Genomic DNA, 12,009 nt, shown 5'->3' with positions numbered 1-12,009 from the left:
TCGCCCGGATTACCACGGGCTGAAACTGCCCGCAACCGGATTTATTCGGGGGCGACGAATCGCCCACCATGGTCGAGAAAGCGACGCGGACGGAGGAGGCGGCGCCTCGGGCGACGACGGAGCGACGCTGGGAGGTGTTCGTCCGCGAGGCGGCCGCGGAGCCGCTCGAACACGTCGGCACCATCGCCGCGCCGGACCCCGACACCGCCCACGAGGAGGCGGGGAAGCTGTTCGCGTGGTACGCCCGCGACGTGTGGGTCTGCCCGAGCGACGAGACCCACCGGTACTCCACCTACTCGCTGGCGGAGGGCGCGGAGGGGGCCGACGGCGACGGCGACGACGCTCGGAGTGCCGGGGACGCGGCGGGCGGAGACGCCGCCGCCGACCGCGCGCCGCCGGAGCCGCGCGTCTACGAGGAGACCGAGGGGACCCCGGGGGTAGGTGACGGCGCGTGATCTCGATCAGCAAGCTCCTGTGCGGGCTCGATGCCGAGAGCGACGGCCTGCGCTACGACGCCGCCGACGAGTCCGCGGCCGACCAGATCACCGAGCGGAAACAGCACCGGCCGGTCGTCGTCTGGAACACGACCAAGCAGTGTAACCTCTACTGTTCCCACTGCTACGCCTCCGCGGACACCGAGACGATCCCCGGCGAGCTCTCCACGGCCGAGGGGAAGGCGCTTCTGGACCAACTCGCCGACTTCGGCGTCCCGGTCGTCCTCTTCTCCGGCGGGGAGCCGCTCGTCCGCGACGACCTCCCGGAACTCGTCGCGCACGCGAGCGCCGCGGGGATCCGTCCGGTCCTCTCGACCAACGGCACCCTGATCACCGAGGAGAAAGCCCGCGCGCTGAAGGACGCCGGCCTGCGGTACGCCGGCGTCTCGGTCGACGGGCTGCCGGAGCGCAACGACGCCTTCCGCGGGAAGGAGGGGGCCTTCGACGCCGCCGTCCGCGGCATCGAGGCGTGTCTGGACGCCGGGCTCAAGACGGGACTGCGCTACACGATCACCGAGCGCAACGCGGCCGACCTGGGGGGCGTTATCGACCTGCTGGTCGACGTCGGCGTCGACCGCTTCTGTTTTTATCATCTCGACTACGGCGGTCGCGGGAAGGGGATCGTCGACGCCGACCTGTCCCCCGCGGCGAAGCGCGACGCGGTCCGCCGGCTCTGTGACCTCACCCGCGAGTACCACGACGCGGGCGAGGAGATCGAGACCCTGCTGGTCGGCAACTACGCGGACGCGGGCTACCTGATCGAGTACGCCGACCGCGAGTTGGGGCGCGACCACGCCGAGCGGATCCGGACGTATCTCGAGCGCAACGGCGGCGACCCCGCCGGCGAGCGCGTCGCGGACGTCGACCCCGTCGGTAACGTCCACCTCACGCAGTTCTGGCAGGGGTACAGCCTCGGGAACGTCCGCGAACGACCCTTCGGGGAGCTCTGGAGCGACGACGCGAACCCCCTGCTCGGCGCGCTCCGGAACCGCGAGGAGCGGTTGACCGGCAGGTGCGCCGACTGCCAGTACCGCTCGCTCTGTCGCGGCGGCTCGCGCCTGCGCGCGCTCACCGTCCACGGGGACCTGTTCGCGCCCGACCCGCAGTGTTACCTGACCGAGGGTGAGGTCCGCGGCGGCGAGGCGGTGCCGCTCTGACGGGTATAAGTGCGGCGACCGAACGTGTTCGGCGGACGGTATCGCGCCGTAGGAACCGCCGCCGCCCCCTTTTCAGTCGCCCTCGAACGCCTACCTGTCCGACGATGACCACGCACGACCTCGACCGACGACGCTTCGTACAGGTGACGGCCGGCGCCGCGACCGCGACGCTTCTGGCCGGCTGTTCCGGCGGTGGCGATAGCGGGAGCGGCGGCGGGGATGGCGGAAGCGGCGGTAGCGACGGGGGTAACGGCGGCGGGGATAGCGGTGGCGACGGCGGCGGCGAGTACCTCTCCGAGGAACCGGACTACGGCGGCTGGTTCGACGACGTGGACAACTACGAGGCGACGCTCGACCGCACCGACGCGGACGAGGTCACCGTCCAGGTCGGCGCCGCCGACGGCCTCAAGTTCGCCCCGCCGGCGGTCGCCGTCTCGACCGGCACCACCGTCGTCTGGGAGTGGACCGGGCAGGGCGGACAGCACAACGTCACCGAGGAGGACGGCGCCTTCGAGTCCGAGCTGACCGACGAGGAGGGCCACACCTTCGAACACACGTTCGAGGAGAGCGGCACCTTCCGGTACGTCTGTACCCCCCACGAGAGCGTGGGGATGAAGGGCGCCGTTCACGTGGAGTAGCGCTCGCGCCGCGGCGGTCGGGCCCGCACTCCGCGCCCGCGCCCGCGGCCCGAACCGATCACGGCTCCCGTCGGAGCGACGCGCCGCCGTTCGCGGTCGGCGCGACGCGCCGACGGGCCGGCACATCCCACCGACAACCCGGGACACACAAGGACACGACCTATGACACAAGCACGCCTCGTCGTCGACCTGCCGGACGGCCCGTGGGTGGCGGACGTCTCCCGCGAGTTCCCGGCGGCGACGTTTCAGGTGATCGCCGCGCTCCCGGGCGATGGGCCGGGGTTCGCGCTCGTGTGGATAACCGCCCCGGACGTCGACGCCGTCCTCGACGCGATGGAGTCGCACCCTTCGGTCACCGACATGTCGGTGATGGGCCGGGCCGACCACGAGGTGACGGTGCAGTTCGAGACCTCGGCGCCGATGCTGCTCATCGCGGCCAAGCGGTCCGGCATCCCGATCGAGATGCCCGTCGAGATCGAGAACGGCGACGCGACCATCGACGTCACCGGCGCCCACGACCGGCTCTCCGAGTTGGGCCGGCAGTTCGACGAGCTCGGGCTGAACTTCCGCGTCAAGTACATCCAGGAGCGACTGCAGGCGAGCCAGCTGCTGACCGAGACCCAACAGGACCTGCTCCTCCGCGCGGTCGAGGAAGGCTACTACGACACGCCGCGCACCTGCTCGCTCACCGAGCTGGCCGACCGCGTGGACCTCGCGAAGTCCACCTGCAGCGAGACGCTCCACCGCGCCGAGGAGGTCGTCGTCAAGCAGTTCGTGGAGGACCTCCCGCCGCAGGTCGACGCCGACGCTGCGGCGCAGTGAGGCGGCTCGGGGCTTCCCGACGCGCGCTTTTCCCGGCGCCGTGCCCCGCTCTCTTCTTCCGACCGCGCGGCCGCGAGCAGCGCCGAGGCTTCGGCCGCGCCCCCGTCGAACATGTTCCGACACGCTTCGAGGAATCCGAACGCCCTTTAAGTATTGCACGCCGCAGATGTTCAGGTATCTACCCGCGAATTGGGAATATTTGTGCAGTTATACGGGGTAACTCCGGCAACTACCAACCGGAGGGAGACCCAATGACGCGACATCCCTACAGCAGACGGCGCTCGTTCCTGAAAGCGGCGGGTATCGGCGCGGTGGCGGCGCTCGCCGGCTGTACCGAGGACGGCGCGGACGCCGCGGCGGCGACGCCGGCGACCGAGGCGACGGACTCGCTCGACTCGACAGCGTCGGTCGACGTGGACCGGATCGCGGCGGACCCGACGGACGTCCCCGACCCGGTGGACTGGAACTCGCCGCGCACGCACGACGTGACGCTGGAGACGAAGGAGGTGACCGCCGAGATCGAACCCGGCGTCACCTTCGACTACATGACCTTCGACGGGCAGGTGCCCGGGCCGATGGTCCGCGTCCGCCGCGGGGACACCGTGAACCTCACGCTGCGGAGCCCCGAGGACAGCAACCTCCCGCACAACATCGACTTCCACGCGGTGTACGGCCCGGGCGGGGGCGCTGACGCGACGACCATCGGGCCGGGCGAGGAGGCGACCATCCAGTTCAAGGCCACCTACCCCGGCGTCCACATCTACCACTGCGCGGTGCCGAACATGGACCACCACATCAGCGCGGGCATGTTCGGCGCCATCCTCGTCGAACCGAAGGAGGGGCTCCCGGAGGTCGACCGCGAACTCTACTTCGGCCAACACGAGATCTACACGAACGGCGAGGCCGGCGAGGAGGGTCACCACGAGTGGAGCACGGAGGCCGCCAAGAACGAGGAGCCGACCTACATGGCGTTCAACGGCGAGGCGTACGCGTTCACCGAGGACGGCTACGGCCGGATCCCGGTCGAGCAGGGCGATCGGGTCCGGATCTACCTCTCCAACGGCGGGCCGAACCTCAGCAGTTCGTGGCACGCCATCGGCAACGTCTGGGACAAGCTCTACCGCGACGGCGACCTCGTCTCGGACCCCGGCCGGTTCGTGGAGACGACGCCGGTCGAGCCCGGCACCGTGGCCGCCGCGGAGATCGAGACGCCGGTCCCCGGCCCGATCAAGATTGTCGACCACTCGCTGACCCGCGTGGTCCGCAAGGGGCTGCTCGGCGTCCTCGAGGTGCAAGGGGAGGAACGCCCCGAGATCTACGACCCGGACCCGTGACGCGGTCGGCCTCCCGAGCGGGACAGCCCCGGCGGCGCGGCCGCCGCCCGAACACGTTCGCAGACACCGCCTCGGGGACCCGGCCCGAAGCGTCTCCCGATGGGAACCTGTCGCCTCTGCGGGCTGCCGACCGACGGGAGCCCGCTGACGGCCGCTGACGTGGACGGCGCCTTCTGCTGCCGCGGCTGTCTGGAGGTCGCCCGCGCGCTCGACGACCCCGACCGCGCGGACCGCGACGCCGTCGCCGGCCGGCCGAGCGCCGACGAAGCGGCGTCCGCCTCGCAGCGCGCCCCCGACGGTCCCGACGACGCCGCGAGGGCATTCCTCTCGGTCGAGGGGATGCACTGTGCGACCTGCGAGGCGTTCCTCTCCTTGCGGGGCGAGGAGACCGCCGGCGTCCACGCGGTCGAGGCCAACTACGGCACGGAGACCGCCCGCGTCACCTACGACCCCGACCGGATCGACGAGGCGGACCTGCCGGGCGCGCTCTCGGGATACGGCTACGCCGTCCGTCCGGCGGACGCCGACGCGGGCACGGGACCGGCCGGACCGGACGCGGAATCGGGCGGCGGCGCCGCCCGCCGGAACCGGCGCGACGAGACGGTGCAGCGGCTCGTCGTCGGCGGGTTCTTCGCGGTGCTGGTGATGCCGTGGTACCTCTTCTCGCTGTACCCGAGCTACGTCGGCGTCGAGACCGGCGTCCTCGAGGTGGACACGACGACCGCAGTGGGACAGTACCTCCCGCTCGTCTTCATCGCGCTGGCGACCGCGGTCGTCGTCGGCTACACCGGCGCGCCGGTGCTCCGCGGCGCGTGGGTGAGCCTCCGGACGCGCCGGCCGAACATGGACCTCCTCGTCTCCGTGGCCGCGCTGTCGGCGTACGCGTACAGTACCGTCGCGCTGGCGGCGGGGAGCACCCACCTCTACTACGACGTGAGCGTCGCCGTGGTCCTCGTCGTGACGCTCGGACGCTACTACGAGTCCGGCGTCCGCGCGGCCGCGACCGAGCGGCTCTCCGCGCTCACGGCGGCCCGCGTGAGCGAGGCGACGCGGCTCGGCGAGGACGGCGAGCGCGAACCGGTCCCGGTCGCGGCCCTGCAGCCGGGCGACGAGGTGCTCGTCAGGCCCGGGGACCGGGTGCCGGTCGACGGCACCGTCGCCGAGGGCGTCGCGGACGTGGACGAGTCGGTGCTCACCGGCGAGTCGCTCCCGGTCACGAAGCGGCCGGGCGACGGCGTGGTCGGCGGCGCCGTCGCGGTCGACGACGCGCTCGTGGTCCGGGTCGGACCGGCCGCCGAGAGCACGGCCGACCGCATCGCCGCCGCGCTGTGGGAGATCCAGAGCACGACGCCCGGCGTGCAGCGACTCGCGGACGCGCTCGCGACGGTCTTCGTCCCGCTCGTACTCGTGTTGGGGGCCGCCGTCGCCCTCTGGCAGCTCGCGACCGGCGCGACGGTCGCTGCCGCCCTGCTTGCCGGCCTCACGGTCCTCGTCGTCTCCTGTCCCTGTGCGATGGGGCTCGCGACGCCGCTGGCGGTGTCGGCCGGCCTCCGCGACGCCCTCGACCGCGGCGTGGTCGTGACCGACGACACGGTGTTCGAGACCGCGCCGGAGGCGGACGCGGTGGTCTTCGACAAGACCGGCACCCTCACCACCGGCGAGATGCGCGTGGCCGAGGTGGTCGGCGCGGTCGAGACGCTGCGCTACGCCGCCGCCGCGGAGCGGTTCTCGGACCACCCAGTCGCGGACGCGGTGCTGGCGGCGGCGGACGGCGACGGCAACGACGGCGACCGCGACAGCGGCGACAGAAATCCGGCCGCCAGGAGCGAGAAAAAGGCGGCCGCCGGCGTCGCGGTGGACGGCGGGGCCGCGGCGGCGGACGGCGCCGACTCGGCGGGGGAGGCGGCCGCCGATGTCGGGGCCGCGACGATCCCCGACGCGACCGACTTCACTCGCCATCCGGGCGAGGGCGTCGCGGCGACGGTCGACGGCAATCGGGTCGTCGTCGGCACCCCCGACCTCGTGGCCGAGAAGGCCGGCCCGGTCGAGGGCGACCTCGCGGAGACGGTCGCGGCCGCGGACGAGCGCGGGGCGCTCCCGGTCGTCGTCGGCTGGGACGGCGCGGCGCGCGGCGTGGTCGTCGTCGAGGACCCCGTCCGCGAGGCGTGGACCGACGCCGTCGAGGCGTTCGCGGACCGCACCGTCTGCGTGCTCACCGGCGACGCGGGCGGGAGCGCCGACCGCTTCCGCGAGCACCCGGCCGTCGACGAGGTGTTCGCGGGCGTCCCGCCGGACGGGAAGGCCGCGACCGTCCGCCGCCTCGCGGCCGAGGGGACGACGGTGATGGTCGGCGACGGCACCAACGACGCGCCGGCGCTGGCGGCCGCGGACCTCGGCGTCGCGATGGGCGACGGGACCGCCCGCGCGGCCGACGCCGCGGACGTGACCGTCGTGGACGGCGACCTCGGCTCCCTGCGGACCGTCTTCGACCTCGCGCGCGGCACGCGCCGGCGCATCCGCGAGAACGTCTGCTGGGCGCTCGGCTACAACGCGGTCGCGATCCCGCTGGCCGTGTTCGGCCTGTTGAACCCGCTGTTCGCGGCGGTTGCGATGGCCGGCAGCAGCCTGATCGTCGTGACGAACTCGCGACGGTCGGTGTTGGGGGAGGAGTGACCCGCACCGGGCCGATGTTCCGACCCGGCCGACCCGGGCGGCCCGCGGACCTCGCGATTCCCGATCGGCGGGACTGCCGGACGAACATGTGCGCGATAACCCACAGTGGGAATCCGCGAGAACCGAAGTCCGTGAGCGACCAATGAGCGCACAACGACCCGCGGACGCGCCGTTCATGCAGCGCCTCTACAACCGCATCTGGCTGCTGGCGGCGGCGGCGTTCCTGTTCTTCCTCGTCGCATACGTCGGCTGGGGGATCATGGACGTGCTGTCGCTGCCCGTGAGGTGATCACGCATGCCAGCACCACTCGATCCGCCCGAGGGGAACTGGTGGGACGAGCCGGTGAACCGCCGCGAGACGATCTGGCTCGGGATCGCCGGCCTCTGGTCGGTCGGCATCTTCGGCTGGATGAGCGGCTTCACCCAGTTCGGCGACCAGAACCCCATCGGCGAGACGTACGACGTTGAGCCCGACGCGTACCGAGAGCGCGTGCAGGAGTACAAGGACGCCGCCGAGGAGACCGAGCGCGGGCTCGTGCCGCCCGAGGACTCGGTGTACGTCGGCGCGATGCGCTACAACTGGGACGCGCTCCCGGTCGTGCTGGAGGCGGGCCGCGAGTACGACGTTCACCTCGGGGCCTACGACGTGCAGCACGGGTTCTCGATCCGGCCCGAGGAGACGCTGAGCAAGCAGATCAACCTGCAGGTGTTCCCGGGCAACGAGTGGGTGATCCCCATGACGTTCGACGAGCCGGGGACCTACCACGTGATCTGCAACGAGTTCTGCGGGCAGGGGCACCGCTCGATGCACGGCACGCTGGTCGTCGAGGAGGCCTGAGATGCTGGGTACCCTACGCGCGCTGTTCGGCAACGAGTACGACGCCGAGGGGTATCGTAGCTGCTCGGTGACCGGGCTGGACGTCCACCGCTCGGTCGAGGAGCACGTCAAGCTGTTCGGCGTGACGGCCGTGATCGCCCTGGTCGTCGGCGGGAGCTTCGCGTTCACCGTCGCGACCACGCGCTGGGAGCTGATCGGCCTGCTCGAACCCGGCGACTTCTACACGCACCTGAGCCTGCACGCGTGGAACCTGCTGATCTTCTGGATGGTGTTCATGGAGATCGCGGTGCTGTACGTCGGCGGACCGATGGTGCTCGGCCGCCGACTGCCGCTGACGACGCTCGCGAAGGCGGGCTGGGCCGTGATGGTCGCGGGCGCGGTCGGCGTGAACCTCTCGATCTGGTTCACCGAGGCGCCCGAGCAGGCGCCGCTGTTGACCGCGTACGTGCCGCTCCCGGTGTCGCCGTGGTTCTACGCGACGGCCATCGTCTTCCTGCTCGGCGCGACGGTCGCCGCGCTGCCCTTCTTCGCGGCCGTCTGGACGGAGAAGCGCGGCGCGGCGACGAAGACGCTCCCGCTGGTGACGTTCGGCGCGTTCGTCACCGGGGTCATCGCCGTGGAGGCGATCCTCGGCGGCATCGCGGCGTTCGCGTACGCGCTGGTCTGGCGCGTCGGCCTGATCGAGTCGGTCGAGGTCGGCATCTACCGCCAGCTCTACTGGATCGTCGGCCACGGGACCCAGCAGATCAACCTGCTGGCGATGGTGACCGTCTGGTACTTCCTCACGCACGTCGTGGGGGGCGCGGTCGTCGTCAGCGAGAAGGTCTCCCGGTCGGCGTTCATCCTCTACCTGTTCTTCATCAACCTCGGCGCGGCCCACCACCTGCTGGTCGACCCCGGGATGTCGACCGGCTGGCGGGTCTGGAACACCTCCTACGCCTTCTACGGCGCCGCCTTCGCGAGCATGATCCACGCGTTCGCCATCCCGGCCGGCATCGAGGCCGGGCGGCGCCAGCGCGGGCTCGGCGGCGGGCTGTTCGGCTGGCTCACGTCCGCGCCGTGGCGCAACCCCGTCTTCTCGTCGGTGGTGTTCAGCGTCATCCTGTTCGGCTTCCTCGGCGGCATCACCGGCGTCGTGATGGGCCAGATGCAGGTGAACATGACCTGGCACAACACGCTCGCGACCGTCGGCCACTTCCACGCGACCGTCGCGCTCGGGACGACGCTGACGTTCATGGGGCTGACCCTGTTCGTCGTGAAGACGATGTTCCGCCGGGAGTTCGTCTCGGACCGGCTGGCGTCGCTCGTCCCCTACGCCTACGCGGGGACGATGAGCGTCGCGACGCTGATGCTGATGTACGCCGGCATCCTCTACGGCGTCCCGCGCCGCACCGCCGAGGTGGTTCGGAACATCCCCGGCACCGACTTCAGCCTCGCGGCCGCGAGCCCGCTGTTCGCGCTGTTCGGCGTCTTCGCGCTGCTGGCGATCCTCTCGGGGATCCTGTTCGTCGTCGCGACCGTCGGGTCGCTGCTGTTCGGTGCGGACAACAGCGGGGGCGACCTCACGGACCTCCACGCGGAGGGCGGGCTGACGCCGGACGGCGGCACCTCGGTCCACGCCGTCGAGCTCCGGGGGACGTTCGTCCTCTGTCTGGTGTTCATGGCCGCGTTCGTCGCCGCGTACGTCCTGAACTGGTACCTGCTCACGCAGCTGTGGTCGATCGGGGCCTGACGCCCCGATCGGTCGCGAGTCGTCTTCGCTCCGTCCGGATCACCCCACACACTCCATGTCGATCATCCACCGCGCCTCAGCGCCCGTGGCCGGCCTCCGACGCGTCGTTCGCCAGCTCTGGCGGGACCTGTTGAGCGTCTACTACGCCAACACGCCCGCGTGGCGCTGGCTGAAGAGCGGGACGCTCGTCGTGTTCGGCTTCTTCTGTTGGACCGGTTCGAGCGTCCTGCTCTCGTACCGCCCGGACTGGGGGTTCCTCACCTACACGATGGCGTACGGCTTCCTCCTGATCGTCTGGGGGCCGCTCACCCACCTCGGGGTCGTCCCGGCCGCGATCCGACTCCGGCGCACCGCCGAGCACCCGGTCGCCCGGTTCCTCGCGCGACAGGCCTCCAAGCTGAACCTGTCCGTCTTCCTGACGCTCGTGCTCCTCGCCGGCACCGTGACGCCCGGCGTCATGATGTTCGAGTACGCCTCGCCGCTCGCGGACGGCGGCGACGCCGCCCCCGACGCCGGCGCGGACGTGATCTGCGAGGACGAGGGCGACCTCGTGGCCTGTCACCTGGAGGCCGTCCGCGGCGCCGACCGCGTCGTCGTCACGACCGGCGGGGAGGAGCTCGTGACGCTTTCGGAGCCCCCCTACGAGTTCGAGCTTCGGAAGGCCGAACTGACCGACGGCGCGACGGGCAAGCAGTTCGTGGTGGAACTGCGCGACGCCGAGGGCGAGACGCTCCGGCGGTACGTCCAGACCGTCCCGGCCTGAGACCGCGGTCGAGCACGTGAGACGGGGCGCGCCGCCGCGTCCGGGCGGTTCCGTGCCTCCGGTTCCGTGTCCCCGGTTCTGTGACTGCTGATCGTGACAGCAACGTCCAGAAAGCCCCAGCCGGCTCTCTATACGGCGCTTTTTCTGTGTCTGCTACTGATCCTGCTGATCTTGACAGCAACGTCCAGAAAGCCCCAGCCGGCTCTCTGTACGACGTTTTTGAAACTGCTGTCGATCCTGCTGATCTGGACAGCAACACCCAGAAAGCCCCAGCCGGCTCGACCGGCCGTCGTGAGACGGTCCGGGCTGCCTGCGGTAGCGGGCTGCCGGGCTGCGACTCACGGGCTCCCGCTCGTGCCTCGCGGGAACGCGGCACGCTCTGCGCGCTCGCGCCTCTCCGCACCGCCCGCCGCGAGTGCTTGAGGCGCCGGGGCCGGATCGAGCCGGCTGCCCCTTTCAGTCCCACCCACTGCCCCGCGACCGCACAGCACCGCAGCCTCGCCCCTCCCCAGCCTCGGCGGCGGCGCGGCCGCGGAACCGCAACGCACAGCAGGCGGCCGCGCCGCCGCCTCCCTCGCGCGCGTCAGGGTCGCGCGCGCCGACCGCATCGATACGGGTCACAGCACCGACCACCACAGCTACCTCACCGCCACAGCACCCACTACCACCGTCGCCGTTCCTCCCCGCCGCGACCGCCCCGCTTTTCCTCTCGGGCCGCGAGGCGCCTCCATGGAACTTTCAGCGTTCGTCGACCGACTGGACGAGCGACTCGACACCGCCGCGTACGCCGACCTGGACGCGAGCGCGAACGGCCTGCAGGTCGGCCCCGAGGAGGGGACGGTCGAGCGCGTCGCCTTCGCGGTCGACGCGGTCGAGGCGACCGCGGAGGCCGCCGTCGACGCGGGGGCGGACGCGCTGGTCGCCCACCACGGCGTCTCGTGGGGCGGGATCGAGCGCGTGACGGGGCGCGCGTACGGCCGGATCGCCCCCCTGATCGAGAACGACGTGGCGCTGTACGTCTCGCACCTCCCGCTGGACGGCCATCAGGAGCTCGGCAACGCCGCGGGCGTGGCGGCGGCGCTCGGCGTGACCGACCGCGAGCCGTTCGGCTCGGTCGGACCGGAGACGATCGGGACGGTCGGCACCGTCGCCGCGGACGAGGGGCCGCTGTCGGTCGCGGACGTGGAGGCGACGCTGGCGGGGTTCGACCAGGGGCCTGCGGAGACGCGGACGCTCGCGTTCGGCCCGGACCGGATCGACCGCGTGGCGGTGGTGACGGGCGCGGGCGGCGACTGGCTGGACGAGGCGGTCGCGGCGGACGCGGACGCGCTCGTCACCGGCGAGGGAAAGGGCCGGACGTACCACGAGGCGCGCGAGGCGGGGATCAACGTCTTCCTCGCGGGCCACTACGCGACGGAGACGTTCGGCGTGCGCCGACTGCAGGAACTGACCGAGGACTGGGGGCTGGAGACGACGTTCATCGACCACCCGACCGGGCTCTGAGACGGGTCGGCTCTCCGGCTTCGATGCCGGCTTTCTGAACGTTTCGGTGGTCTGT

The 12,009-nt window shown here is 71.6% G+C and carries 11 protein-coding genes; all 11 read left to right on the top strand.

From position 1 onward, the window contains the following. Window positions 1-68: 68 nt before the first annotated feature. Entirely contained in the window at window positions 69-455 is a 387-nt protein-coding gene (locus ACZ432_RS06175) for an Htur_1727 family rSAM-partnered candidate RiPP (protein ID WP_426964620.1), read from the top strand. Next, window positions 452-1,651: a TIGR04347 family pseudo-SAM/SPASM protein gene (locus ACZ432_RS06170; protein ID WP_426964619.1), complete on the top strand. Its 1,200-nt coding sequence runs from the start codon at window positions 452-454 to the stop codon at window positions 1,649-1,651. The genes ACZ432_RS06175 and ACZ432_RS06170 overlap by 4 nt, the downstream gene beginning before the upstream one ends. Before the next feature lie 104 nt (window positions 1,652-1,755). After that, entirely contained in the window at window positions 1,756-2,289 is a 534-nt protein-coding gene (locus ACZ432_RS06165; RefSeq protein WP_426964618.1) for a halocyanin domain-containing protein, read from the top strand. 162 nt (window positions 2,290-2,451) lie between these two features. Further along, entirely contained in the window at window positions 2,452-3,111 is a 660-nt protein-coding gene (locus tag ACZ432_RS06160) for a helix-turn-helix domain-containing protein (protein ID WP_426964617.1), read from the top strand. Window positions 3,112-3,362: 251 nt separating this feature from the next. Then, entirely contained in the window at window positions 3,363-4,445 is a 1,083-nt protein-coding gene (gene nirK / locus ACZ432_RS06155; protein WP_426964616.1) for a copper-containing nitrite reductase, read from the top strand. A gap of 99 nt (window positions 4,446-4,544) precedes the next feature. After that, a complete protein-coding gene (locus ACZ432_RS06150; RefSeq protein WP_426964615.1) occupies window positions 4,545-7,118 on the top strand; it encodes a heavy metal translocating P-type ATPase in 2,574 nt (857 codons plus the stop codon). Window positions 7,119-7,260: 142 nt separating this feature from the next. Next, window positions 7,261-7,407 (top strand): hypothetical protein, encoded by a 147-nt coding sequence (locus ACZ432_RS06145; RefSeq protein WP_176696662.1) that lies wholly within the window; start codon window positions 7,261-7,263, stop codon window positions 7,405-7,407. Between the two features lie 6 nt (window positions 7,408-7,413). After that, window positions 7,414-7,956 carry a cupredoxin domain-containing protein gene (locus ACZ432_RS06140; protein WP_058366330.1) on the top strand — a complete coding sequence of 181 codons (543 nt, stop codon included), beginning with the start codon at window positions 7,414-7,416 and terminating at the stop codon, window positions 7,954-7,956. A gap of 1 nt (window position 7,957) precedes the next feature. Continuing rightward, window positions 7,958-9,688, top strand: coding sequence for a cytochrome c oxidase subunit I (locus tag ACZ432_RS06135; RefSeq protein WP_426964614.1), 1,731 nt, complete (start codon window positions 7,958-7,960; stop codon window positions 9,686-9,688). A gap of 55 nt (window positions 9,689-9,743) precedes the next feature. Further along, entirely contained in the window at window positions 9,744-10,451 is a 708-nt protein-coding gene (locus ACZ432_RS06130; RefSeq protein WP_426964613.1) for a hypothetical protein, read from the top strand. A 729-nt stretch (window positions 10,452-11,180) separates the two neighbouring features. After that, window positions 11,181-11,954 carry a Nif3-like dinuclear metal center hexameric protein gene (locus tag ACZ432_RS06125; protein WP_426964612.1) on the top strand — a complete coding sequence of 258 codons (774 nt, stop codon included), beginning with the start codon at window positions 11,181-11,183 and terminating at the stop codon, window positions 11,952-11,954. The last annotated feature ends 55 nt before the right edge of the window (window positions 11,955-12,009 follow it).

It is taken from the genome of Haloparvum alkalitolerans, from assembly GCF_055381565.1.
Note: the sequence above shows the minus strand (reverse complement) of the source record. Positions and strands in the feature narration are given on the sequence as shown.